The 25,650-nt window shown below is 66.6% G+C and carries 19 protein-coding genes and 2 tRNA genes; 9 read left to right on the top strand and 12 right to left on the bottom strand.

The window, feature by feature from the left end:
• Positions 1 to 44: 44 nt before the first annotated feature.
• A tRNA-Arg gene (locus tag DZC52_RS00775) sits at positions 45 to 121 on the bottom strand.
• 241 nt (positions 122 to 362) lie between these two features.
• Here DZC52_RS00775 and DZC52_RS00770 point away from each other — a divergent pair.
• From DZC52_RS00770 to DZC52_RS00745, 6 genes are all read left to right on the top strand, one after another.
• Positions 363 to 2,504, top strand: a complete 2,142-nt coding sequence (locus tag DZC52_RS00770) for a cytochrome D1 domain-containing protein (protein ID WP_281268732.1) — start codon at positions 363 to 365, stop codon at positions 2,502 to 2,504.
• Positions 2,505 to 2,576: 72 nt separating this feature from the next.
• Positions 2,577 to 4,766 (top strand): TonB-dependent receptor domain-containing protein, encoded by a 2,190-nt coding sequence (locus tag DZC52_RS00765; protein ID WP_116649211.1) that lies wholly within the window; start codon positions 2,577 to 2,579, stop codon positions 4,764 to 4,766.
• 44 nt (positions 4,767 to 4,810) lie between these two features.
• A complete protein-coding gene (locus DZC52_RS00760) occupies positions 4,811 to 6,223 on the top strand; it encodes a dihydrolipoyl dehydrogenase (RefSeq protein ID WP_116649210.1) in 1,413 nt (470 codons plus the stop codon).
• A 213-nt stretch (positions 6,224 to 6,436) separates the two neighbouring features.
• A complete protein-coding gene (locus DZC52_RS00755) occupies positions 6,437 to 7,579 on the top strand; it encodes a multicopper oxidase domain-containing protein (protein ID WP_116649209.1) in 1,143 nt (380 codons plus the stop codon).
• 25 nt (positions 7,580 to 7,604) lie between these two features.
• On the top strand, positions 7,605 to 8,369 hold the full coding sequence (locus DZC52_RS00750) for a formylglycine-generating enzyme family protein (RefSeq protein WP_181918695.1): 765 nt from the start codon (positions 7,605 to 7,607) through the stop codon (positions 8,367 to 8,369).
• A 4-nt stretch (positions 8,370 to 8,373) separates the two neighbouring features.
• Positions 8,374 to 9,030 carry an SCO family protein gene (locus DZC52_RS00745; RefSeq protein ID WP_220338232.1) on the top strand — a complete coding sequence of 219 codons (657 nt, stop codon included), beginning with the start codon at positions 8,374 to 8,376 and terminating at the stop codon, positions 9,028 to 9,030.
• A 25-nt stretch (positions 9,031 to 9,055) separates the two neighbouring features.
• Here the strand turns inward: DZC52_RS00745 and DZC52_RS00740 are convergent, their stop codons facing one another.
• The 5 genes from DZC52_RS00740 to alaS all read right to left on the bottom strand — a co-directional run bounded on the left by DZC52_RS00740 (position 9,056) and on the right by alaS (position 14,974).
• Positions 9,056 to 9,688: a bifunctional 4-hydroxy-2-oxoglutarate aldolase/2-dehydro-3-deoxy-phosphogluconate aldolase gene (locus tag DZC52_RS00740; RefSeq protein ID WP_116649207.1), complete on the bottom strand. Its 633-nt coding sequence runs from the start codon at positions 9,686 to 9,688 to the stop codon at positions 9,056 to 9,058.
• A gap of 153 nt (positions 9,689 to 9,841) precedes the next feature.
• The gene (locus tag DZC52_RS00735) at positions 9,842 to 10,948 is read right to left on the bottom strand and encodes a DegT/DnrJ/EryC1/StrS family aminotransferase (RefSeq protein WP_116649206.1); all 1,107 of its coding nucleotides are present in this window, start codon (positions 10,946 to 10,948) and stop codon (positions 9,842 to 9,844) included.
• On the bottom strand, positions 10,945 to 11,910 hold the full coding sequence (locus tag DZC52_RS00730) for a Gfo/Idh/MocA family protein (RefSeq protein ID WP_116649205.1): 966 nt from the start codon (positions 11,908 to 11,910) through the stop codon (positions 10,945 to 10,947). Before DZC52_RS00730 ends, DZC52_RS00735 begins: the two co-directional genes overlap by 4 nt.
• A gap of 105 nt (positions 11,911 to 12,015) precedes the next feature.
• A tRNA-Ser gene (locus DZC52_RS00725) sits at positions 12,016 to 12,106 on the bottom strand.
• 255 nt (positions 12,107 to 12,361) lie between these two features.
• Positions 12,362 to 14,974 carry an alanine--tRNA ligase gene (gene alaS, locus DZC52_RS00720; protein ID WP_116649204.1) on the bottom strand — a complete coding sequence of 871 codons (2,613 nt, stop codon included), beginning with the start codon at positions 14,972 to 14,974 and terminating at the stop codon, positions 12,362 to 12,364.
• 297 nt (positions 14,975 to 15,271) lie between these two features.
• Between alaS and DZC52_RS00715 the strand changes: the two genes are divergently transcribed.
• Positions 15,272 to 16,321 carry a GGDEF domain-containing protein gene (locus DZC52_RS00715; RefSeq protein ID WP_116649203.1) on the top strand — a complete coding sequence of 350 codons (1,050 nt, stop codon included), beginning with the start codon at positions 15,272 to 15,274 and terminating at the stop codon, positions 16,319 to 16,321.
• Between the two features lie 6 nt (positions 16,322 to 16,327).
• Entirely contained in the window at positions 16,328 to 17,377 is a 1,050-nt protein-coding gene (locus DZC52_RS00710; RefSeq protein ID WP_116649202.1) for a GGDEF domain-containing protein, read from the top strand.
• 17 nt (positions 17,378 to 17,394) lie between these two features.
• On the opposite strand, the gene DZC52_RS00705 is transcribed toward DZC52_RS00710, so the two are convergent.
• The 4 genes from DZC52_RS00705 to DZC52_RS00690 all read right to left on the bottom strand — a co-directional run bounded on the left by DZC52_RS00705 (position 17,395) and on the right by DZC52_RS00690 (position 20,202).
• The gene (locus tag DZC52_RS00705; protein ID WP_116649201.1) at positions 17,395 to 17,847 is read right to left on the bottom strand and encodes a regulatory protein RecX; all 453 of its coding nucleotides are present in this window, start codon (positions 17,845 to 17,847) and stop codon (positions 17,395 to 17,397) included.
• Between the two features lie 13 nt (positions 17,848 to 17,860).
• The gene (gene recA / locus DZC52_RS00700; RefSeq protein WP_116649200.1) at positions 17,861 to 18,907 is read right to left on the bottom strand and encodes a recombinase RecA; all 1,047 of its coding nucleotides are present in this window, start codon (positions 18,905 to 18,907) and stop codon (positions 17,861 to 17,863) included.
• A gap of 225 nt (positions 18,908 to 19,132) precedes the next feature.
• On the bottom strand, positions 19,133 to 19,648 hold the full coding sequence (thpR, locus tag DZC52_RS00695; RefSeq protein ID WP_116649199.1) for an RNA 2',3'-cyclic phosphodiesterase: 516 nt from the start codon (positions 19,646 to 19,648) through the stop codon (positions 19,133 to 19,135).
• A 56-nt stretch (positions 19,649 to 19,704) separates the two neighbouring features.
• On the bottom strand, positions 19,705 to 20,202 hold the full coding sequence (locus DZC52_RS00690; RefSeq protein ID WP_116649198.1) for a CinA family protein: 498 nt from the start codon (positions 20,200 to 20,202) through the stop codon (positions 19,705 to 19,707).
• Positions 20,203 to 20,402: 200 nt separating this feature from the next.
• On the opposite strand from DZC52_RS00690, the gene mutS reads away from it, so the two are divergent.
• On the top strand, positions 20,403 to 22,943 hold the full coding sequence (gene mutS / locus DZC52_RS00685; protein WP_245960728.1) for a DNA mismatch repair protein MutS: 2,541 nt from the start codon (positions 20,403 to 20,405) through the stop codon (positions 22,941 to 22,943).
• A 10-nt stretch (positions 22,944 to 22,953) separates the two neighbouring features.
• On the opposite strand, the gene DZC52_RS00680 is transcribed toward mutS, so the two are convergent.
• Positions 22,954 to 23,754, bottom strand: coding sequence for an undecaprenyl-diphosphate phosphatase (locus tag DZC52_RS00680; RefSeq protein WP_116649196.1), 801 nt, complete (start codon positions 23,752 to 23,754; stop codon positions 22,954 to 22,956).
• 34 nt (positions 23,755 to 23,788) lie between these two features.
• Positions 23,789 to 25,585: an LTA synthase family protein gene (locus DZC52_RS00675; RefSeq protein ID WP_147307564.1), complete on the bottom strand. Its 1,797-nt coding sequence runs from the start codon at positions 25,583 to 25,585 to the stop codon at positions 23,789 to 23,791.
• Positions 25,586 to 25,650 lie beyond the last annotated feature (65 nt).

Raw genomic sequence — 25,650 nt, 5'->3', positions numbered from 1 at the left:
CGGAAACGAAAAAGCCCCATCCGGGGATGGGGCCTCTTCGAATTTGGCGCGCCTGGAAGGATTCGAACCTCCGACCGCCTGGTTCGTAGCCAGGTACTCTATCCAGCTGAGCTACAGGCGCGTTGTGAAGCGGGGCATTATCGGGACCCGGGGTCGATCTGTCAAGCCTTGACCGGAAATCCACTCTCACCCGGCAATTGATTCACTATTGTGGCACGATTCAGGGTAGGGAGCTTGGTTTCAAAGGGTCGTTGGCACGACCCCCGACCGGCATATTTGATCTGGCTCAAAAGGTGCATATCAAAAGCATCTAAGATGAGCCCAGGCAAGTTGCCGACACACCCAACTGGAGGGCAGACACCATGAAAAGACCGCTGTACACCATTCACTGGCTCGGGGCGTTAGGTCTTTCCCTTGCCGTGACTACGGCATGCGGGGCCGAAACATCCTCGTCCCCGTCCGCGCAACAGGACGCCGAAGTCCATGCCGCCGAAGTAGCCAAGTCGGCAGCGGGCGACATGGCGGCCGGCGAGAAGGGCTACAAGACGCATTGCCAGGCCTGCCACCAGGCCGACGGCAGCGGGCTGCCCGGCGCCTTTCCCCCGCTGGCCGGCAACGACAACATCATGGGCAACGCAGAGTACGTGATCGAGAACGTACTGGCAGGCCGCCAGGGTGAACTGACCGTCAACGGGGTGACATACAACGGCGTCATGCCCGCAATGAGCTATCTCAGCGACCAGGACGTAGCCGATATCGTGACCTACGTCCTCAATTCCTGGGGCAATGACGGCGCCACGATCACGGCCGATCAGGTGGCCGCCCAGCGCGCGCAGCTTGGGCAGGAAGACCGCGCCGAGGGTCAACGCCATCCCGGCGCCACGGAAGGTGAAATGGCCTACCGCGGCTCGCCTTCACCCATCGAAGGCGGCAAGCAGGTGGTAACGCCCGGGGCGCCGGCCATGACCGAGGCCGAGTTCGAGCGCTCGCAACAAATCTATTTCGAACGCTGCGCCGGCTGCCACGGCGTGCTCCGGAAGGGTGCGACCGGCAAGCCTCTGACCACCGACATCACCCAGGAAAAGGGCACGGAATACCTCAAGGCCCTGATCAACTTCGGTTCCCCGGCGGGGATGCCCAACTGGGGCACCTCGGGCGAACTCACCGACGAAGAGATCGACATGCTGGCCCGCTTCCTCCAGCACGATCCGCCGCAGCCGCCGGAATGGGGCATGCCGGAAATGCAGGAAAGCTGGGTCGTCCACGTCGCACCCGAAGATCGCCCGGAGTCGCCGCAGCACGACTACAACGTCGACAACATGTTCGCCGTCACCCTGCGCGACGCCGGCGAAGTCGCCATTATCGACGGCGACAGCAAGGAGGTCATTTCCTACGTTCCGACCGGCTACGCCGTGCATATCTCGCGTGCTTCGAGTTCCGGACGCTACTTCGCCACCATCGGCCGCGACGCCAAGGTCGACCTCATCGACCTGTACATGAACCCGCCGCAGGTGGTCGCCGAAATCAAGATCGGCATGGAAGCCCGCTCCGTGGAGAACTCCCGCTACGAGGGCTACGAGGACGAAATCGCCATCGCCGGCGCCTACTGGCCGCCGCACTACGTGCTGATGGACGGCCAGACCCTGGAGCCCAGGAAAATCGTCTCCACCCGCGGCATGACCGTCGACACCCAGGAATACCATCCAGAGCCCCGCGTGGCCGCGATTGTCGGTTCCCACCAGCACCCTGAATTCATCATCAACGTCAAGGAAACCGGCCAGATCCTTCTGGTCAACTACGAGGACATCGACAACCTGCAGGTGACGACCATCGGCGCCGCGCCCTTCCTGCATGACGGCGGTTGGGACGCCAGCGGTCGCTACTTCATGACCGCCGCCAACGAGTCCGATCGCATCGCCGTGGTCGACGCCAAGGACCGAGAGCTCGAAGCCCTGGTGCCGGTCGAGCGCATCCCGCATCCGGGCCGCGGCGCCAACTTCGTCCACCCGGAATACGGTCCGGTCTGGGGCACGAGCGCGCTGGGCAATGCCAACATCACGCTCATCGGCACCGACCCGGACAACCATCCGGAGCACGCTTTCCAGGTCGTGGAAATCCTCGAAGGCCAGGGCGGCGGCTCGCTGTTCATCAAGACCCATCCCGAGTCGGACAACCTCTGGGTCGACACGCCGCTGCACCCCGAGGCCGAGAAGTCGCAGACCGTCGCCGTGTTCGACATCAACAACCTCGATGCCGGCTACGAGGTCCTGCCGATCGCCGAATGGGCCGACCTCGGTCCCGGACCCAAGCGCGTGGTGCAGCCCGAGTACAACATGGCCGGCGACGAGGTCTGGTTCTCGGTGTGGTCCGGCATGGAAGAAGAGTCCGCCATCGTGGTCGTCGACGACAAGACCCGCGAGCTCAAGCACGTCATCAAGGGCGAGCGGATCATCACGCCGACCGGCAAGTTCAACAACTACAACACTCGCAAGGACATCTACTAGGCAGTCCGTCCTTTCAAGTCGTTTCAGCGCGCCCCGGTCTTCCGGGGCGCTTTACCATCGAGTCGAGGAAAAATGCATCGAATCAACCTTATTCTGGCCGCCCTGCTCTTCGCGCCCGCCATTTGCGCGCAGGCCGAGCGCGAGACCGAAGGCGACCGCGACGAACAGGCGCGTGAACTCGATCCCATCACCGTCGTGGCGCACCGCCAGCCGCGGCAGCTTTCCGAGGTGGCCGGCACCGTCACCATCATCGGCAGCGAACGGCTCTCCCGCGACATGGTCTTCGACGCCGAAGACCTGGTCCGCTACGAGCCGGGCGTGACGATCGACGGCGGCGGCACCCGGTTCGGCTTCAACGGCTTCCGGATTCGCGGCGTCGGCGGCAACCGGACGGCCGTCCTGATCGACAACGTGCCGGTCTCCGACCAGTTCGATATCGGGAGCTTCGCCGACACCGGCCGGGGCCTGCTCGAGCTCGGTCTGGCACAACGCGTGGAGATCCTGCGCGGCCCGGCCTCCACCCTGTACGGCTCGAAAGCGCTCGGGGGCGTCGTGGCCGTCTCCACCATCGACGCCGACGACATCATCACCGACGGCCGCGGGGGCACGCGCATCTCGCTGAGCGGAGCGACCGACAGCGACCGGACCCGTGTCACCGCCGCCCGTGCGTTCCGGAGCGGAGATTTCGACTTCCTGCTCGCCGGCGCGGCGCGCCGGGGTTCGGAAACCGAAGTGGCCGATCGACCGGAAGACACGCCGATCGACCTGCTCGATCGCGAACACGCCGCGGTGCTGCTGCGCGGCGGCCTCGACACCAATGCCGGCCGGATCCGGCTCACCCTCGACGGCATGCGCGAAACCCGCGATGCCGACATTCGGGCGATGATCGGAAGCGGGCGCCTGGTCTTCACCGAAGCATTGCTCGGCGACGACCGGCGCCAGCAGTGGCGCATTCTGATCGACCAGGAGCTGGCGCCTTTCGGTCCGGTCGCCCGGGGGCACTGGCGCGCCTGGCACCAGCTGACCGACGTGCTCCAGGAAACCGACGACTTGCGTCCGAACGCAGGGCCGCCGGTGGGCGTTTTCCGCCGCTTCGAGTTCCGGCAGGAAACCACGGGTATCGGCGCCGACCTGGAATCCGAGACCGAATGGCTGGGTCGGGACCACCGCCTCGGCTACGGTTTCGAGCTCAGCCGCTCGGAGGTGGTCAACAAGCGCGACGGCCTCCAGACCAACCTCGATACCGGCGAGACGACGAAGACCATCATCGGCGAGACCTTCCCGCTCCGCGACTTCCCGCGCAGCCGCGTCGACGAGCTGGGCATCTACCTGCACGACGAGATCCGCCTGTGGCAGGGCGGGCCGACGCTCAGCCCCGGCATTCGCTACGAGTACTACGACCTTTCCCTGCTCGACGATCCCCTGTTCGATTCGTCGTTTCCGGAAGCGGAGACGACCGAACTGACGACCAGCAGCTGGCTGCCCAAGCTGGGCCTGGTCTGGCCGCTCGGCGACTCGATGGAGTTCTTCGCCCAGTATGCGCGCGGCCTGCGCGCCCCACCCTTCGAGGACGTCAATATCGGCCTGGAGTACCCGCAGTTCCGGGTGCGCGCGATCGCCAATCCCGACCTGGAACCCGAGAAGGGCCGGACATTCGAGGCCGGCTTTCGGTGGCGCGGCCGCGACACCCTCGCCGAGTTGGCCCTGTACCGCAACGACTACGAGAACTTCATCCAGACCCGCGCGCCGCTGGGCTTCGACCCGGCCAGCGGATTTCTCCTGTTCCAGTCGGTCAACCGCGACCGCGTGCGTATCGAGGGCGGCGAGCTGCGCCTGCGCCAGCGTCTCGGAGGCGGATTCAGCGCGGAACTCGCCGGCGAGTGGTCGCGCGGCGAGGACCGCACGACCGGTCGCAACCTGCCCGGCACCTCGCCACCCAGCCTGATTGCCGAGATCGCCTGGCAGTCGCCGGATGCAAGCATCGAGACCCGTCTGGTCACCACGGCGGCCCGCGGACAGCGAGAGCTGGTCGACGAAGAAGGCGAGCCGCTGTTCTCGGCGCCAGGCTACGCAACCGTCGACTGGCTCACGCGATGGTTTCCGAGACATGACCTGGAAGTCGGCCTGGGCCTGTTCAACCTGACCGACCGGCAATACTGGCGTACCGGCCGCGTGATCGGGCGCACCCCGGACGACCCCACCCTGCCCCTCCTGGCCGAGCCGGGTCGCTGGGCGATGCTGAGCCTGACCTGGCACCGCTGATCGCGTTAATCTGGAGAACCTGACTGGTTCTCCGGAGCGCGGACATGCCGCACCATCGCCTGATCATTCTCGGGGCCGGCACTGCCGGCCTCAGCGCCTGGAAACAGGCCTCTGCCGTCACCGACGATGTTCTGATGGTCGATCCCGGCCCGCTGGGGACGACCTGCGCACGCGTCGGCTGCATGCCTTCCAAGGCCCTGCTGCAAGTCGCGCGCGACGTCTCGGCGACCCGCACCCTGCACCAGGACGGCCTGCTCGGCGGCCCGCAACCCCGCCTCGACGGCGCGCGGGTCATGCAGCACGTACGTGAACTGCGCGACCGATTTGCTGCCGGCCCCGTCCGCGCCGTGGAGAAGATGGGCGATCGCTACGTGGAGGGGGCGGCCCGCTTCACCGCCCCGGACCGCATCGAGGTCGACGGCACCGGCTACACCGCCGATGGCTTCATCGTGGCGATCGGCACTCAACCGTTCGTGCCCGATGCCTGGCGGTCCCTGGGCCAGCGCCTCCTGACCAGTGACGACCTGTTCGAGATGAAGGACATTCCGGCTCGCGTGGCCGTGATCGGCGCCGGCGCCATCGGCTGCGAAATCGGCCAGGGCCTGGCCATGCTGGGCTCGAAAGTCCACCTCTTCGGTCGCGATCCGGGCCTGGCGGGCATTGCCGATTCCACCATCAACGACATCATGCGCGAGGCCCTCGGCCGGCAGCTCCACCTTCACGACGGCGAGGACGCGCACCCCGAACCGAGCGCCAACGGTGTGACCATCCGATTTGGCGCCGAGTCGTTCGAAGTCGATACGGTCATCGCCGCCGTCGGCCGACGCCCGTCCATCGAGGCACTCGGCCTGGAGACGCTCGACGTGCCGCTGTCCGATAGCGGGCTGCCCCGTATCGACGCCGAGACGCTGCGCGCCGGCGATGCACCGGTCTGGTTCGCCGGCGACATCAACGGCATCCGCCCGATCATGCACGAGGCGGCCGACGAGGGTCGGCTCGCAGCCTGGCAGGCCCTTCACCCGGACGCCGGGTGCATGGCCCGGCGCGTGCCGATGGGCATCGTTTTCACGGAGCCCCAGGTCGCCTGGGCGGGCGCGAGGCACGACGAGCTGCCGGCGGACGCCCTGACCGGCACCTGCGACTTCGGCCGCCAGGGCCGCGCCATCATCATGGGGCACTCCCATGGCCTGCTGAAAGTCCATGCCGACGCCTCGGGCCGACTCATCGGGGCCGAAATGGCCTGCGCAGGAGCCGAACACCTCGCGCATGAGCTCGCCTGGCTCATACAGCAGGACGTGCACGTCGTCGACGCCTTGCGACTGCCTTTCTACCACCCGGTACTCGAGGAAGGGCTGCGCACCGCATTGCACGGCATTCGCCGCCAGTTGCCGGGGCGCGATCGGCGGCCCGACCTGCCCCTGTGCGAGGACGGCGACGATGTCCTGCCCGGTGTCTGACCGCTCTGGTCCCGATCAACACACCAAAGCGCGGCGGGCGTAGGCTCCGCGTCGCTGTCCGCCGATCGCCTGGCGAAAGCGAAAAATCCTCCCCGATAACCAGCTCCTTTTGACCCTGGTCAAATCGCGGCCCGCCCTGGACCCTTAACATGCACCTGAAATGCATGTTAAGCGTTTCAACGACTGAAATTTCGCTCGTAAAGGAGCTGCAAAATGAATCTCTTCAAGTCCCCGACCATCGTCACCGCCGCCCTGGCCTTCGGCCTTGCCGCCGGCGGTCTGAACGCCGACGACCGTCTCGTCCACGACGGCGAGTTTATCGTCGACGGCAAGATCTTCGGCCTGCCCGAAGCACGCGTCTACACCGAGGATTACAGCGGCCCGCCCGTGGTCGGCGGCTACCTCACGGCCGTGCCCAACCTGGCCGAACTCGACTACGAAGGCAACCGGACGCACGAAGTGCGCATGGACGTCATCGCCCAGCAGATCGAGGTCGCGCCCGGCAAGTTCTACAACGCCTGGACCTTCGGCGGCAGCGTGCCCGGCCCCACCCTGCACGTGCGCGAAGGCGACCGCGTCGTCTTTACCATGAAGAACCGCTCCGACGAGCCGGTGGTCATCACCGAGCCGGTCGCCGGCGGCAGCCCGTTCTTCGCCCAGGTTCAGGCCAATCCGATCCAGAACAACCAGCCCGCCGTCAGCCCCATGCCGCACTCGATGGACTTCCATAGCGGCACCGTGGCGGCCAACGACAAGTGGCAGACGATTCCTCCGGGCGCCACCATCCAGTTCAACTGGGTGGCCAACTACCCGGGCGTCTACATGTACCACTGCGGCACGCCCAGCGTGCTGATGCACACCGCCCAGGGTCAGTACGGAGCCGTCGTGGTCTCGCCGAAGGAGGGCTTCCCGACCGAGGCCGATCGCGAGTACGTGCTGGTGCAGTCGGAGTTCTACCTCACCGAGGACGAATACAGCGGTGGCTACCGCTACGACCACGCGGCGGCCATGGCGCGCGACCCGAGCCAGGTCACCTTCAACGGCCACGTCAACGCCCTGCACGACGCGCCGCTGCGCGCCAATGCGGGTGAACGGGTTCGCCTCTACGTGCTGAACGCCGGCCCCAGCGGCACCTCGAGCTTCCACGTCATCGGCGCCATCTTCGATCGCGTCTGGTACGAGGGCAACGTCGAGAACGAATGGCGCGGCATGCAGACGGTCCTGCTCGGAGCCAGCAACGGCGCGGTCATGGACTTCATCGTGCCCGAACAGGGCAGCTACAAGATCGTCGATCACGAGTTCGCCGATGCCGAACGCGGCGCGGCCGGCACGCTGGTCGCCGGACCTCGCCAGTAAGCCCATACCGACCGGAGCCGCCGCCATGCGCACCCTGCTGATCATCCTGACGCTCGTCCTGCCGCCGGCAGTCGCGGCCGAAGACGCCGGCATCGTGCTCATCGGCGGCGGCGACTGGGAACTGCCCATCGTGCGGGAAGACACCGGTGCCCCCGGACGGGTCGAGGACTTTCTGCTCGACGTCCGGCAGGTCAGCAACGCCGACTTCCTCGATTTCGTTCGCGCCAAGCCCGAGTGGCGGCGCGATCGGGCCCCGGGCATCTTTCGCGATGCCCGCTACCTGTCGCACTGGCCGCAAGCCGACGCACTGGGAGTAGGCAACGCCGCACCGAACCGTCCCGTCACGCACGTGTCCTGGTACGCCGCCCGCGCCTACTGCCGGGAAATGGGCGGCCGGCTGCCGACGATGACCGAGTGGGAATACGCTTCCGAGAAACAGCGCGACACTCTGAGCGTCGCGCCCGAGGACTACGCCCACGAGCTGTTCAGCTGGTACGCCAATCCCGGTGCCGGCGCCTTGCGCCCGGTCGCCGAAGGGCCGGCGCCCGGCCTGGGCATCCACGACCTCCACGGGCTGGTGCTCGAGTGGGTGGAAGACTTCCAGCTCGTGCTCGGCCGCGGCGACGACATCGACCTGCTGACCGGGTCCTGCGGCGACACCGCGCGATTCCTGCCGGAATTCGACGAAGCCCACTACGCCACGTTCCTGCGCTTCCAGTCGCGCAGCAACTACCAGCCCGACACGACCACGAGCACGCTGGGTTTCCGGTGTGCCTATGACCCGGAGTAGGATCATGAAACTGTTCACGCTCACCGTGATGGCCGGCACGCTGCTGGCCGCCGTGACCCAGGCCGCAACCCCGAACTCGGGGCATGCCGGCCACGATGCACACGCCCACCACACGCCGATGCAGGCCGAAACCGTCGACCACGGCCACTCCCTCTTCCACCTGGGCGCCGACTGGCGGACCCAGGCCGGCGGACCCTTCCGGCTCGAAGAACTGGCCGGCCGGCCGACGATCATCACCATGATCTACGGCTCGTGCACGACCGCCTGCCCGGTACTGGTCAACGACGCGCGCCGGATCGACCGCGCCGTGCCCGAAGCGATCCGAGATGAGCTGCAGGTGGTGATCGTCAGCTTCGACCCGGCCCGCGACACACCGGAACGCCTGGCCGACTATGCCGCCGACTACGAGGTCGATCCGGAACGCTGGCAATTCCTGCACGGCGACCCGGCCGACATCCGCACGCTGGCGGCCATGCTGGGGGTTCGGTATCGGGACAACGGGGACGGAACCTTCGACCACAGCAACGTGGTCACCCTGCTGGATGCCCAGGGGCGCATCGTCGAACGCAACGAAGGACTGGCACGTCCGGTCGAGCCCATCGTCGAAGCGCTCGTCAAGCTTCGGGGCACCCGACAGGCGGCCGGCATGGCGGCCTGGTAGTCAGGCCGATCGAGCAAGTCGCCGCTCAGCGATCGAGCGCGGAAAGCAAACGGCCCGCGCGTTCCTCGATCGCAGCGAAATCACCCGCGGCGACGAGCTGCGGGTCGAACAGCGGCGCGACGAAACCGATGCCGTGCGCACCGGCAGCCAGCCAGTCGGCAGCGTTCTCCTCGGTGACGCCGTGCGTGGGCACGATATTGAGAAACGGCATCGGTCCCAGGCAGGCCTTGACGAAATCCGGACCGATCCCCGGCGCCGGGAACAGCTTCTGGAGCCCCGCGCCGGCACGGTGGGCGCGAAGCATTTCCGTGGGCGTATGCGTGCCGGGCATGGCGGCCACGCCGAGGCGTCCGGCAGCCTCGATCACCGCCTCGTCGGTCACCGGCGAGACCAGGAAGCGGGCCCCGGCTTCAACGGCCTTTTCGGCTTCCTCGACCGTCAGGACGGTACCGGCCCCGAAGAGCACATCGGGATAGCGTCGTGAAAAATCGGCGATCAGCTCGTAGACCCGGGGGACGGTCAGCGTGAACTCGCAGATCGTGAAGCCACCCCGGATCGCCGCTTCCATCGCCTTGAGCGCGGCATCGGCGTCGTCGGTGCGGAGAATGGCGGAGGCGCGGGTCTTGCCGAAGTGAGCGACGAAATCGTTGGGGGTCATGGCTTCGAGGTTTCAGGTTTCAGGTTTCGGGTTTCAGGTTTCAGGGAGCGGCTCGTCGCCCCGAACTTGATCCGGGGCCTTCCATGGCTTGGCGACTTCGGTTGGAAGGTCCCGGCTCTGGGGCCGGGATGACGCTTCGCGTCAGTGCGGGCATCAGAGTGCCGCCTTCAGGGTATCGGCGACGCGGTCGATCTGTTCCTCGGTCATTTCCGGGAAGATCGGCAGGGACAGGCAGCGTTCGGCTACGGACTCGCTGTGGGCCAGCGACCCGGCGCGGCTGTAGCCGGAGAAAGCCGGCTGTCGATGCAGCGGCGTCGGATAGTAGACGGCGCTGGCGATCGAGGCGTCCCGCAGGGCGGCCTGCATTGCATCGCGCCGACCATCCGGCACCAACATCGTGAACTGGTGGTAGACGTGCCGGCCGAGACCGTCTTCGAAGGGTATCTCGAGCGCCGTGTCCGACAGGCGCTCGCCGTAGCTCGCGGCCACGCGCCGCCGCTGGCGATTGAATTCGTCGATATGGCCCAGCTTGACGCGCAGGATGGCGGCCTGCAGTTCATCCAGGCGGCTGTTGTAGCCGACCACTTCGTGCAGGTAACCGTCCACGCGGCGACCGTGGTTGCGCAGCATCCGGATCTCGTCGGCCAGCTCGTCGTCGCTGGTCGTGATCAGGCCGCCGTCGCCGCAGGCGCCGAGGTTCTTGCTGGGGAAGAAGCTGAAGGCGCCGGCCAGGCCGATGCTACCCGTCTGCTGCCCGTCGTGGGTCGCCCCGAAACTCTGGGCACAGTCCTCGATCAACGTCAGATCGCGCTCGTCGGCGATCGCTGAAAGCGCGGCCATGTCGGCCGGTTGTCCGAACAGGTGGACCGGCAGGATCGCCCGGGTGCGCTCGGTCACCGCCGCGGCCACTCTCTCGGGATCGAGATTGAAGGTGCGCGGATCGATATCGACGAATACCGGCTCGGCGCCGCAGTAGCAGATCGCCTCGGCCGTGGCGATGAAGGTGAACGGCGAGGTAATCACCTCGTCGCCGGGCCCGATGCCGGCAGCGCGCAGCGCCAGGTGCAGTGCGTCGGTTCCGGAGGCGCAACTGACGGCATGGGCGACGCCCAGGAAATCGGCGAGCTCGGACTCCAGTGCCTGGACATTGGGGCCCAGGATGTAGCGAGTGCCCGCCATCACCTCGGCGATGGCGGCGTCGATTTCCGGCTTGAGACGCTCGTACTGAACGCCGAGGTCGACCATGGGAATCGGCTTCATGCCGAACGCACTTCACCGGTCGCGGGGCGCGAGTCCACCATGGCGGAAATATGCATCGCCGTCTCCAGGGCGCGCAGGCCGTCCTCGCCGGTAACGACCACGGGCGTGCCGTCGCGCACGGCCGAGACGAAGGATTCGATCTCGCGCCTGAGCGCGTCGTTTTCCTCGAAGGAGGATTCCTCGCGCAGGATTTCGGGCACGCCGGGAAACATCTCGCGCTCGCCGATGCGATGAACGGCCAGGCCGCAGTTCTGAAAATCGATCGAAATGTAGGCCTCGGGCTGGAAGATGCGCATGCGCCGCTCGGATTTCACGCTCACCCGGCTGGAAGTGACGTTGGCCACGCAGCCGTTCTCGAATTCCAGGCGGGCGTTGACGATGTCGAGTTCGTCGGAAAGCACCGAGGTGCCGTTGGCCGCCAGCGAGCGGACCGGACTCTTGACCATGCCCAGGATCAGGTCGATGTCGTGGATCATCAGGTCGAGCACGACGTTGACGTCCGTGCAGCGCGGCTTGAACGGCGCCACCCGGTGCGACTCGATGAACAGTGGGTTGAGCTTGAAGCCGCCGAGGTCGAGAAACGCGGCATTGAAACGCTCGAGGTGACCGATCTGGAAGACCACGCCGCGTTCCCGCGCCAGGCGCGTCAGCGCCCGGGCTTCCTCCAGCGTACTCGCGATGGGTTTTTCCAGCAGCACGTGCACGCCGGCGTCGAGAAAGTCGCGGGCGATGTCGTAGTGACGAACCGTGGGTACGGCGATGGAGACGGCATCGACTTCGCCGATGATGTCGCGATAGTCGGTCAGGGCGCGGCAGCCGCAGTCTTCGGCCGAGCGATGGGCTGCCTGCTCGTCGATGTCGACCACGGCGACCAGCTCGGCGGTGTCGATAGCGGCATATTTCTGGGCGTGAAAACGGCCCAGATAACCCACTCCGACGACGGCGCACTTGGTCAGTTGCATGATGATCGATCAGACATGTGATGCTCGCGACCCGAGCGGCCCGCCTCCCCTGTCTTCGGACCCTTCAAGCGCCATCCTGCGGGTGTGGAGCTCGACTGTAAAGAGTGGCGGAGAGGGAGGGATTCGAACCCTCGAACGGGGAAAACCCGTTACCGGTTTTCGAGACCGGCGCATTCAACCACTCTGCCACCTCTCCGGAAACCGCGCATTATACCGAAGGAGATGCCGTCTCGCATTGCGATTTTCGGGCATTTCCCAGCAACCAGCTTCTCTCGCAAAGGCGCTATGGCGCAAAGGACGCGATGGAAAAGCAGTGAACAGGACATCAAAACCCCGAGTTCACTCGCAACGTATACCCTGCGAGGTTCTCGATCGAATTCATTCATTATTCTTGTTTCTTTGCGAACTCTGCGCCTTTGCGCCATTGCGAGAACGCTCCAGCACAACGCCTTTACAAGCGCTCCCGCAGCCAGTCAGCCACCGAATCCAGGGCGCCCGGCAGCGCCGAGACGTCGCTCCCCCCGGCTTGTGCAAAGTCGGGCCGGCCGCCGCCCTTGCCGCCGACCTGGGAGGCGACATGGTTGACCAGCTCGCCGGCCTTGAGCTTGCCGGTGAGATCCTTGGTCACGCCCGCGACCAGGCGCACGCCGCCGCCCGCGGCCGTGCCGAGCACGATCACGCCCGAGCCGATCTTGTTCTTGAGCTGGTCGACGGTGTCGCGCAGGCTGTTCGGGTCGGCGCCCTCGAGATGGGCGGCGATGAGCTTGACGCCTTCGACATCGACCGCCTGCGAGGCCAGGTCGGAGCCCGCCGCCGAGGCCAGCTTGCCCTTGAGCCGCTCGAGTTCCTTCTCCAGTTCTCGCGAGCGCCCCAGGAGCTGGCCGATTCGGTCGGAGAGCTGCTCCGGGCTGGTCTTGAGCTGGCCCGAGGCCTCGCGCACCGAGTGATCGAGCTTCTGCAGCCAGTCGACGGCCACGCGCCCGGCCACCGCCTCGATGCGGCGCACGCCGGCGGAGATGCCGGTCTCGGAGACGATCTTGAACAGGCCGATGTCGCCCATCCGGTCGACGTGCGTGCCGCCGCACAGCTCCATGGAGAAGTCACCGAAGCGCAGCACGCGCACGTCGTCGCCGTACTTTTCGTCGAAGAAGGCCAGCGCGCCGGCCTCGATGGCCTCGTCGAAGGGCATTTCGCGTACCTCGGCTTCGACGTTGGCCTGGATCTGTTCGTTGACCAGGCGCTCGATTTCCGCCAGTTCCTCTTCGCTGACCGGAGCGTGGTGCGAGAAGTCGAAGCGCAGCCGATCCGGGGCAACCAGCGAACCCTTCTGCTGGACGTGCTCGCCGAGCACCGTCCGCAGGGCCGAGTGCAGCAGGTGGGTGGCCGAATGGTGGCGCACGATGTCGGCGCGGCGCCGCGAGTCGATCTGTCCCGACAGGCGGTCGCCGATCTTGAGCGAGCCGTCGGCCAGCCGGCCGACATGACCGTGGAAGGCCCCGGCGAACTTGCGCGTGTCGGTGACTTCGAAGCGCCCGCCCTGGCCCTCGAGCCGGCCCGTGTCGCCCACCTGCCCGCCCGATTCGGCGTAGAAGGGCGTGCGGTCGAGCACGAGCACGGCCTCGTCGCCGGCAGACAGAGAATCGACCGGCTTGCCCTCGACCAGGATGGCCAGCACTTCGGCGTCATCCACGGCGTGCTGCTCGTAGCCGAGAAAGCGCGTCGCCGGCAATTCGGCGATCAGCTCGGCCGGCATGCCGTCGGCGCCGGTAAACTTGCCGGCCGCCCGCGCGCGCTCGCGCTGCTGGTTCATGGCGTGCTCGAAGCCTTCCTCGTCGACCGTCAGCTCGCGCTCGCGGGCGATGTCACGCGTAAGATCAACCGGAAAGCCGTAGGTGTCGTAGAGCTTGAAAGCCACGCCGCCGGGAATCTCCCGGCCATCGAGATCGGCGATGACACCCTCGAGCAGCGTCATGCCCTGATCCAGGGTTTCGCCGAATCGCTTTTCCTCGCGTTCGAGCACATCGGTGACGAAATCCTGCTTGTGGACCAGCTCCGGATAGGCATCGCCCATGACTTCGGCCAGCGGGGCGACCATGCGGCTGAAGAACAGGCCCTCGCAGCCGAGCTTGTAGCCGTGGCGGATGGCGCGGCGGATGATGCGGCGCAGGACGTAGCCCCGGCCCTCGTTGGACGGCAGCACGCCGTCGACGATCAGGAAGGCGCAGGCGCGGATGTGGTCGGCGATCACCTTGAGGGAAGCCGAATCACGATCCTGCGCCGCGGTCAGTTTCGCGGCCGCGTCGATCAGATGCCGGAACAGGTCGATGTCGTAGTTCGAATGCACGCCCTGGAGAATCGCCGCCAGGCGCTCGAGGCCCATGCCGGTATCCACCGAGGGGGCCGGCAGCGGGCTGAGCGTGCCGTCGGAGGCGCGGTCGTACTGCATGAAGACCAGGTTCCAGACCTCGATATAGCGATCGCCGTCCTCCTCGGGCGTGCCGGGCGGTCCACCCGGCACTTCCGGGCCGTGGTCGTAGAAGATTTCCGTACAGGGGCCGCAGGGTCCCGTGTCGCCCATCGCCCAGAAGTTGTCGGCCGCGCCGATGCGCGAGAAACGCTCCGGGTCGACGCCGATCTCCTGCAACCAGATGTCGGCGGCCTCGTCGTCTTCCTCGAAGACCGTCACCCAGAGCTTCTCGGGCGGAAAACCGCACACCTTCGTCAGGAACTCCCAGGCGTACTGGATCGCCTCGCGCTTGAAGTAGTCTCCGAAACTGAAGTTGCCCAGCATCTCGAAGAAGGTGTGGTGGCGAGCCGTGTAGCCGACGTTCTCCAGGTCGTTGTGCTTGCCGCCGGCGCGCACGCAGCGCTGCGACGACGTCGCGCGGGTGTACGAGCGCTTCTCGGAGCCCAGGAAGACGTCCTTGAACTGGACCATCCCGGCGTTGGTGAACAGCAGCGTCGGGTCGTTGGCGGGCACGAGCGGGCTCGACGGCACGATGCGATGCTCGCGCTCGGCGAAGAAATCGAGGAAGGCCTTTCGGATATCGGCGGTGGTTTTCATCGGGTCTCGAGAATCGGCGAATCTGGTCGAAGACATATAGTTTAAGGGCTCCCGCCGCAAGGGCGGGGCCCGGTTGCGTCATCGCGAAGAATCGGCGGGAATTTCCGTTTCACGGCAAGGCTTGTCCCTCGCGATTGCCGTGGCAACGGACGGCTCGGCGCCCGCAATCATCTTCCACGCATCGGAACGCCACCCAAGACGTGCACCCACTCACGCTTGCCGGGGATTGGCCCGAATCTTGCTTGTAAACCATTGAAATCACGAGCCGTGCGAAGTCGCCGTCCAAGGGAGCCCATCATGCTGAACCAGAGCGCACTGCCGTCTCCGCCCGACCGGGTCCCCGGCGGCAAGCGACCGGCCGTGTCGCTGTGCGGCGATCTGGCACGGCGTATGCGGCAGGACCTGCGGCTGGCGATCGTGACGCTCTACACGCTGTGCGTGATGGCGACGGTCACGCCCTTTGCCGCCTACCGCATTATCGAGGGACAGTTTCTGGTCGGCATGTCCGACCTGACCATCGTCGCCGTGTTCACCGGCCTCGCCGCGCTGGCCTGGAACCCGGGCTGGACACGTCTGGCCGCCAACATCACTTCCGGCGCGGCGGCAGCGGCAGTCATCGCGGTCGTGCTCGGGCTGGGACTGAGCCCGCTCTGGATGTTCAGCACGCTGGTCGGCAATTTCCTGATGGCCGATCGCCGCGTCGCGCTACTGGTCAACGGCGCCATGATCGGGGCCGTCGCGCTGCACCCGGCGTCCTCCTCGACGCCGACCGATCACGCCACGCTGATCGCCGTGGCGATCATGACCAGCCTGTTCAGCCTGATCTTCGCGGCGCGCGTCGACAGCCAACGACAGCGGCTTTCCCTCCTGGCCGAACGCGACGGGCTGACCGGGGCGTTCAATCGGCGATCGCTCGACCGGGACCTGCCCGCATTCGTCGAAGCCTCCAAGCGCTCGAAGGAACCCTGCTGCCTCGCCATCCTGGATCTGGACGACTTCAAGCGCCTAAATGACGAGGCGGGCCACGACGCTGGAGACCGGGTCCTTGTCCGGCTAGCCGGGGTCGTGACTTCGGCAACGCGCGAGCAAGACCGCTTCTATCGCTACGGCGGCGAGGAGTTCGTCCTCTTGCTGCCCAGGACCTCGCTTGAAGGCGCCCGGCACGCGCTGACGAAGCTGCGCAGCGCTTTCGCGCAGGACCGTCCCGCCGAAGAGCCCGCGGTCACGTTCTCCGCCGGGCTGTCCGAGCACGCCGCCGGGGAGTCACCGGAAGACTGGCTCATCCGTGCCGATCGCGCGCTCTTTCGGGCAAAGCGCAGCGGCAAGGACCGCGTCGAAACGGAGTAGCGAGGCATGACCACACCCAACAGACCGCCGACGAAGCTCGCATCCGCGAATCACGCCCGCCCCCCGCGATCGGCAGCCCCGCGCAGCGTGGCCGAACGCATGAAGAGCGATCTCCGCCTTGCCGTGGTCACGCTCTACGCGTTCAGCTCCCTGTGCATCATCGGCGCTTTCGGGCTCTATCGCTTCTCGATCGGCGACTGGCTGATCGGTCTGGCGGATATCGTGATCGTTACGGTGTTCTGCTCGATCGCCCTGCTGGCCTGGAATCCCCGCTGGACGAGACGGGCGGCCAACCTGTTCGCGATCGCTGCAACCACGGCCGGCCTGACCAACGTCGTGGCGCTGGACACCAGCGTGATGTGGATCTTCGGGCTGCTGGTCGGCAACTTCCTCATGGCCGACAAGCGGGTCGCCGTGACTGCCAGCGCCGTCGTGATCGCCTGCGTGGCACTGGATGCCGGCAACTTCGCCGGCCCGACCGACCAACTCACGTTCATCGCCGTCGCCACCATGGTCAGCCTGTTCAGCCTGATTTTTTCGGCCCGGGTAGACAGTCAGCACGGCGAACTCACCCACATGGCGGCCCACGACGCCCTGACGGGCGCGCTCAACAGGCGATCGCTCGACCGCGATCTTGCGGCTCTCGCCGCGGCCAACCGGCCCGCTCTCCAGCGCCACGTACTCGTGATACTGGACGTGGACGATTTCAAGTCACTCAACGACAGCCATGGGCACGAAGCCGGCGACAGGATTCTGTCCGAACTGGCCGAGCTCGTCGAATCCCGAAGCAGAATGGACGACCGCTTCTATCGCTACGGCGGCGAAGAATTCGTGCTGCTGCTCCCGAACACCGGGCTGGAGCAGGCTCGCGGCCTTGTGGAAAGGCTGCGCGGCGTACTGGCCGGCAAGCTCGCCGGCCCGGACGGGCCGGTCACGGTTTCGATGGGGCTGGCCGAACTGCTCTGGCGCGAATCGGCCGAAAGCTGGCTGCGGCGCGCGGACTGCGCCCTGCTCGAAGCCAAGCGCGCGGGCAAGGATCGCTGCAAAGTCGCCTGAGCGCCCGACGGGCAAGTTCAGTCGAACAGTTCCCGAATATGTTCGTGGGCAAAGCCCCGCCGCGCCAGCGCCTGCTGGCGGCGCGACTTTTCCTTCAGGTCGGCGGGAGGCTCGGGGCCGTATCGCTTCTCGTACCAGTCGGCGGCAATCGCGAACCAGTCCGGCGATTCGGTTTCCAGGGCCCGCGTGATTTCGGCGCGGTCGAGACCGCGCTCGGACAACTCGGCCCGGATGCGCATCGGCCCGTAGGCCCGGGCCACGCGCTGACGCACGAAACTCTCGGCAAAGCGGGCCTCGGACTGGAGGTTCTCGTCGGCCAGCTCGTCGATAACGACCTCGACGTCGCAGTCAGCCCAACCACGCTGCTTCAGCTTTCGAGACAACTCCAGCCGGGAATGCTCGCGCCGCGCCAGCAGGCGCAGCGCGGCTTCGCGTATTTCGGCCGGATTGGCGTCATCCGTTTCGGTCAAGCCGACACCCCGATCAGCCCGCCTTGGATTCGGCTTCTTCCTGGGTGGCCTGCGTGGCCGCGTCCATCGACTTGGGCAGGAGCTTTTCGCGGAGTTGGCGTTCGATGTCGGCGGCCATGTCCGGGTTGTCCTTGAGGAACTGGCGTACGTTGTCCTTGCCCTGACCGATCCGGTCGTCGCCGTAGCTGTACCAGGCGCCGGACTTCTTGACCAGGCCGTGCTCGACGCCGAGCTCGATCAACTCGCCCTCGCGCGAAATGCCCTCGCCGTAGAGGATCTCGAAAACCGCCTGCCTGAACGGAGGCGCCATCTTGTTCTTGACCACCTTCACGCGCGTCTCGTTGCCGACCGCTTCGTCGCCGCGCTTGATCGCGCCGATTCGGCGAATGTCCAGGCGCACGGACGAGTAGAACTTCAGCGCGTTGCCGCCGGTGGTGGTTTCGGGGCTGCCGAACATCACGCCGATCTTCATGCGGATCTGGTTGATGAAGATCACCAGGCAGTTGGTGCGCTTGATGTTGGCGGTGAGCTTGCGCAGGGCCTGGCTCATCAGCCGCGCCTGCAGGCCGACGTGGGAGTCGCCCATCTCGCCCTCGATCTCGGCCTTGGGCGTGAGCGCTGCGACCGAGTCGACCACCACGATGTCCACCGCGCCGGAGCGCACCAGCATGTCGGCGATTTCGAGTGCCTGCTCGCCGGTGTCGGGCTGCGAAACCAGCAGGTCGTCGACGTTCACGCCGAGCTTTTCGGCGTAGCTGGGGTCGAGCGCGTGCTCGGCGTCGACGAAGGCCGCCGTGCCGCCGGCCTTCTGGGCCTCGGCGACGGCGTGCAGGGTCAGCGTGGTCTTGCCCGACGATTCCGGGCCGTAGATTTCGCATACGCGACCGCGCGGCAGACCGCCCACGCCCAGTGCGACGTCGAGGGCCAGCGAACCGGTCGAGACCACCGGCACGTCCTTGCGCCCGGCGTCGTCGCCCATGCGCATGATGGCGCCCTTTCCGTACTGTTTCTCGATCTGGCCCAATGCCGCGGCCAGTGCTCTTTTGCGATTGTCGTCCACGATTAAAGTCCTCTTGCTCGATTCGTTCGGTTGCTGCCGCGATCTGCCCGGATTATCTCACAGGGCAGTCGTGATCCAAGTCGTATTCCGCCGATCACCGGCCTTTCCTACAGGCACTCGCGATCATGTCTTACGCGCAGTATAGGCAGGCCGTTCTCAAATCCCGAGAACGCCCGGAGAAACCTTACCGGTCCCCGGCAAATCATCGGGTTGGGGTACCGCCACTCAAGCTTTCAGCGCCCACCGCCGCAACACGCGGTAGGGTGAACCGGGAATCGACTCGACCAGCACGAAATCCCCGATCGGCCAGATCAGGGGCTCGGGGACCGGCATCCGCGGCCGCCGCAATACCTGGCGGAACAGGGTCACATGCGGCCGGAACGGGCGCTCGTCGAGGCGAACCCCAAGGCCGACCATCCGCCGCCACAGCACGCCCTGCAGCTCGCCCAACGCCTCGGGCGCGTCACCACCCAGCCACGCCACCCGGGCGCGCGGAAACCAGCCGAAGCGATCCAGTTCCAGCGTACAGGCGCCCTGCTCGATCTTCCCGGCGACCTCTTCGAATGCCGCCAGGCGCTCCCCCGGCTGGTCGCCAAGAAAGACCAGCGTCAGGTGCAGATTGTGATCGGGCACCCGCCTGCGACTGACTCGTCCCAGCGCTTCACGGCGCTCGATGATGTCCCGCCGCACCCGGTCGTCGGGCCATAGAGCGAAGAACAGGCGTCGGGTTGCTTCCGGCATTCGGGCGGTTTCAGGTTTCAGGGTTCCGGAGTTCGGGGGCGTTTGCGCGGGTGGCGTCACTTGGCCAGGCGCTCGAGCAGGCCCTGCAGGGCCATGGCGGCGCTGGCGCGGCGGATTTCGTCGCGGTTGCCGACCAGGCGGTGTCTTTCGGTTTCGACCACGTCGTCGGGCAGCGCCCAGCCGAAACAGACCGTGCCCACGGGCTTTTCCGGGGTGCCGCCGTCGGGGCCGGCGATGCCCGTCACCGACAAGGCGACGTCGGCCCGGCTGTTGGCGACCGCACCGTGCGCCATCGCCGCGGCCACCTCCTCACTGACGGCGCCGAAGCGGTGGAGGTCGCCTGGCTTGACGGAAAGCAGGTCGGCCTTGGACTCGTTGGAATAGGTCACCAGGCCGCGCTCGAACCACTCCGAGCTGCCGGGCAGGTCGGTGCAGACCTTCGCGATCCAGCCGCCGGTGCAGGACTCGGCCGTGACCAGCCTGCGCCCGAGCCTCTTCAACTCGGCCGCCAGGGCGGTGACCAGCATCGAGAGCGCTTCATCGTCGTTTCGCATTGCCATGGCTCCTATAATGCCTTGAATGAAGGTTTCCAGGTTTCAGGGTTCAGGTTTCAGGGCGGGCTTCGGCCGGGTTTTCCTGAACCCTGAACCCTGAACCCTGAACCCTGAAACCTAGTCTCTGCCGTCGACCAAAGCCAAAGGCCCAAGCCGATACCACCGCAATGTCAGACGCCCCACCCCAGCACACACCTCTCATGCAGCAGTATCTCCGGATCAAGGCCGATTATCCGGACATCCTGCTGTTTTTCCGCATGGGCGACTTCTACGAGTTGTTCTATGACGACGCGAAGCGTGCAGCCGGTCTGCTCGACATTACCCTGACCCACCGCGGCAAGTCGGCCGGCGAGCCCATTCCAATGGCCGGCGTGCCCTACCACAGCGTCGACGGCTATCTCGCCCGGCTGCTCAAGAAGGGCGAGTCCGTGGCGATCTGCGAGCAGATCGGCGACCCGGATACCGCCAAGGGACCGGTCGAGCGCAAGGTGGTGAGAATCGTCACCCCGGGCACGGTCACCGAGGAATCCCTGCTCGAGGAGCGCACCGAACGCCTGCTGGCGGCCATCCTTCCGGGCAAACAGGGCTTCGGCCTGGCCTGGCTGGACCTGGCCGGCGGACGGCTGCGCTGCTGCCCCCTGGGCTCGGCGGCGGAACTGACCGCCGAGCTCGAGCGCCTGCGGCCGGCCGAGATCCTGCTGCCCGAGAACGCCGGACTGCCCTTCAATCGCGAAGGCGCGGCGGTGCGCGAGCATCCGCCCTGGGCCTTCGACGCCGAATCGGCCGAACGCGAGCTGTGCCGCCAGTTCCGCGTCCAGGACCTGTCGGGCTTCGGAATCGAGGGCCGCGGGCCCGAAGTCGGCGCCGCCGGCGCACTGCTCGGCTATGCGCGCGACATGCTCTCGGGCGAACTGCCGCACCTGGCCGGCATGCGCGCCGTACGCCCGGCAGAACACCTGGTGCTCGACGCCGCCACGCGCCGCCATCTGGAAATCGACGTCCACCCCGACGGTCGCAGCGAGCACACCCTGGTCGGGCTGATGGACACGGCCGCAACCCCCATGGGCAGCCGCAAGCTCAAGCGCTGGCTCACCCATCCGCTGCGCGACCGCACCGCCCTGGGCGCACGCCACCAGGCGGTGTCGGCGCTGATGGAGACGCACGTCCACCCCGACCTAGCGGAGCGGCTTTCCGGCCTGGGCGACATCGAGCGCGTACTGACCCGGATCGCGCTCAAGACCGCCCGCCCGCGCGATCTCGCCACGCTCAGGGAGGGGCTGGGACGGCTGCCGCAACTTGCCGAAGGCCTGGAGCGGGTGTCCGTGCCGCTCCTCGACGAACTGCGGGACGACCTCGCCCCCTGCCCCGACCTGTCGAAGTTGCTCGAGTCGGCGGTCGTCGAGCAACCGCCCATGGTCGTGCGCGACGGCGGCGTGATCGCGGAGGGCTACGATGCCGAACTCGACGAGTTGCGCGGCTTGAGCCAGAACGCCGGCGACTTTCTCGTACGCTACGAAGAGCAGGAACGCGAACGCACGGGAGTCCAGACGCTCAAGGTCGGCTTCAACCGGGTGCACGGTTACTACATCGAGATCGGCAAGACGCACGCCGACAAGGTGCCCACCGAATACAGCCGTCGCCAGACGCTCAAGAACGCCGAGCGCTACATCACCGAGGAACTCAAGGCCTTCGAGGACAAGGTGCTGTCGGCGCGCGAACGCGCCCTGGCAAGGGAGAAGGCGCTCTACGAAGCGCTGGTCGATCGCCTCGGTGGCGAGCACGGCCGCCTGGCGGTCATCGCTGCCGGCCTGGCCACGCTCGACGTCCTGGTGACCTTCGCCGAACGGGCCGAGACCCTTCGCCTCAATGTACCCGAGCTCGACGAGCAGCCCGGGGTCGACATCGTCGAAGGCCGCCATCCGGTCGTCGAGCGCGTCCAGGACGAAGCGTTCGTTCCCAACGACTGCCGGCTCGACCCGGACCGGCGCATGCTGGTCATCACCGGCCCCAACATGGGCGGCAAGTCCACCTACATGCGGCAGGCCGCGCTGATCACCATCCTGGCCCACGCCGGGGCCTTCGTGCCCGCGAAGTCCGCCCGGATCGGCCCGATCGACCGCATCTTCTCGCGCATCGGCGCAGGCGACGACCTGACCCGCGGGCGCTCGACCTTCATGGTCGAAATGGTCGAGACCGCGAATATCCTGCACAACGCCACCGAGCATTCCCTGGTCCTGATGGACGAGATCGGGCGCGGCACCTCGACCTTCGACGGCCTGGCCCTGGCCTGGGCGGTGGCCACCGAACTGGCCCTGAACCTGCGCGCCATGACCCTTTTCGCCACCCACTACTTCGAACTCACCCGCCTGGCCGAAGACCACGAAGGCATCGCCAACGTGCATCTCGACGCGCGCGAACACGGCGACGAGATCGTCTTCCTGCATTCGGTGCGCGAGGGCCCGGCCAGCCAGAGCTACGGCATCCAGGTCGCGCGCCTGGCCGGCGTCCCCAAGCCGGTCATCGCCCAGGCGCGCAAGCACCTCGATCGCCTGGAGAACGAGGCCGCCGGCGCCAGCAGCCCGCAGCTGGGCCTGTTCGGACAGGCGTCCACCCGAGGCGCCGGGTCTGAGGATTCTCCGGTCGATCCGGTACACGACATGCTCGAAGATATCGACCCGGACGATCTCAGCCCGCGGGAAGCGCTGGACTGGCTCTACAGGCTCAAGAAGGTCGACGGCTGAAGGGCAGGAGTCACCACCACAGATAGGCCAGTAACAGGCCGCCCAGCACGATCCGGTAGATCACGAAGGGTTGCATGCCGATGCGCTTGATGAACGCCAGGAAGAAGTGGATGCAGGCGTACGTGCTCAGGGCCGACGCCGCGAAACCGAGCAGCAGCAATCCCCAGGGGGTGGTCAGTTCGGTCGAGGACAGGTCGCGAAGCCCGAGCACGGCCGCGCCGGTAATGACCGGAATCGACAACAGGAAGGAAAAGCGCGAAGCCGCCTCCCGCGTCAGCCCCATGAACAGCGCGGCGGTGATGGTGATGCCCGAGCGCGACGTTCCGGGAATCAAAGCCAGCACCTGCGCGAATCCGATCACGAGCACGCCCCGTAGCCCCAGCTGGTGCTCGTCGCGGTCGCGCCTTCCCCGCCAATCGGCCCAGCCCAGCAACAGGCCGAAGACGACCAGGGACGTGGCCATGACCCAGACCGCGCGCAGCTGCTCCTCGGCCACGTCCTTGAGCAGAAAACCGAAAACGACCGCCGGCAGCGTGCCGATGATGATCCACCATGCCAGGCGCGAATCGGCGTCCGGCTGCCCCCCCACAAGCGAACCGAACCAGGAACGCGCCATGGCGAGCAATTCCCGCCTGAAGTAGGCGACCACGGCGACCAGGGAGCCCGCGTGCAGGATGATGTCGAAATCCAGCCCCTGGTAGACCCCGCCGGTCACCCAGGAATAGAGCACCAGATGCGCCTGGCTGGAAACGGGGAGGAATTCCGTCAAGCCCTGGATGAGGGCGATCAGCAGTGTCTGCAGCCAGTCCACGTTCTCTCCTTGATGCCTTACCCGCCCCGGCCCTTCATCGATCGCCGCCGGCTGCTTCGTAGCGCCGGGCTCGCTCGGATCCGCGGATGCGCTCGAGGGCGATCGCCGTCAATACCTGTTCCCGGCGCCGGGGCGAAAGCCCCGAGACGTCCGTAAAGCGTGTATCGTCGCCGTCGAGCAGGACGCGACCGTTGCCGTCGCCGCAGAAGACATCCACGATACCGCGTTGCGAGCCGCGCAGGTGAAACGCGCAGCTGCCCTCGGCTTCATCGGTTCGGAACGGGCTGGCCTGAGTGGCGTCGGTGCAGACTTCCCCGGACACTCGCTGGCGCATGCCCGCGACCAGGTCGCCCAGGCCGTGCACCCGATCGACCACCGGCGCCCCCTGCCACTGTTTGTCGACCATGAACATCGGGATCCGCGAGGCCGCCCCGCGCCCGAAGCGTTCCTGCTCCTCGGCGCTGATCGGCGTCATGCTGCGGTGGTCGCTGACCACGAGCAGCACCCCGGAGTCGAAGAATCCGCGCTCCTCGAGCCGGTCGTGGAACCACGCGGCCCAGCGATCCGCGTAGCGGAAACTGCCCTCGATGTCGTACGCGCCGGTCTCGGGGTTGATGTAGGGCTGGTGCGTACTGACCGTCTCGAGCACCAGCAGGTAGGGCGAATCCGCCTGGTCGCCCGTCCACTGCAGGGCGCGCCGATAGAGCGCCTCGTCGGCAGCGGCATGGAACGCCACCCGCTCCCAGTCCTCGTAGAACGGATGCTGGTTGCCCTCCACGTAGTCGAAACCCAGGTCCCTCAGCCACTCGCCCTTTCGCAGGAACGACAGGGGACCGGTGGTCAGGAAAGCGGTGCGGAAACCGGCGCTACCGAGGACCTCGGCCATGCCGCCGTCGATGCCCCAGGCGTGCCCGAATTCGGCCGCTTCGAACAGGTGCTCGAACGGTGCCCACAGCCGGACACCGCCGAGAATGTTGACCAGCCCCTCGTTGGTGCTGAATCCGCCGGCGTGCAGGTTGGTGTAGCGCACGTTTTCCATTGCCAGCGCGTCGAGTTCGGGCGTCCAGTCGAGGTGACCGCCGAAGGCCGGGCTCTGGTAGCTCGACCAGGATTCCAGGATCAGGACGATGACGTTTCGACGATCGACCGGCGAACTTTCGCAGCTGCGCGGCAGTATTGCGTCCTGCTTGTTCCGTATCGCCTCGATCCGCTCCGGGCTGTAGCGGACCGACTCGGTGGTGGCCGAGTTGGCCTGCAGGAAGTTCCGGTAGATCCAGCTGTTGACGAAATCCGGGGCCGGGCCGAAAGCCGCCACACCGGTGGAAACCAGCCCGACCAGGACCAGGCTCGCCATCATTACTGGCGAAGCCGACCTGGGGAGCACGGCCGGGAGCGACACCAGGCCCACGAGAAGAACGATCAGCAACACCGCCGGCACCACGCCGCCGGCCCAGGCCGCGAACTGCTCGACCACCAGGCCGATGCTGAGCCCGTAGACGGCGATATCGGCCAGGAAGAGCCGGATGCCGAAGGCATGCAGCAGGTAGACGTCGATGACGTAGCCGATCAGCAACACCGACAGGACCAGGCCGCCCAGCCAGCGCAACAGGCGCCAGGGCGAAACGATGACCATCGCCAGGAGGACGCAGGCAATGGCCAGCACCCACAGGTCCTGGACGATCGAAGGCAGGAAGAAACACCCCTCGCAGGCCACGACGGCCCCGTAGTGATCCTCGACCACTCGGGCGCGCAGCACGAACAGGGCCAGGATGGCGGCAATCGCCACCCAGGGCCAGGTCACCGCCACCAGTTGGGATTTCGCGCGGGGCACGGGATCGTTCGATTGACACGATGTGGAAAGAAGGACCGGTATGATACCTTTCAACGGCTTCGACG

The sequence above is a fragment of the Wenzhouxiangella sediminis genome (assembly GCF_003410055.1).
GTDB lineage: Bacteria > Pseudomonadota > Gammaproteobacteria > Xanthomonadales > Wenzhouxiangellaceae > Wenzhouxiangella > Wenzhouxiangella sediminis.
The sequence above is the reverse complement of the archived record's forward strand: the minus strand, read 5'-3'. Positions and strand labels throughout refer to the sequence as shown.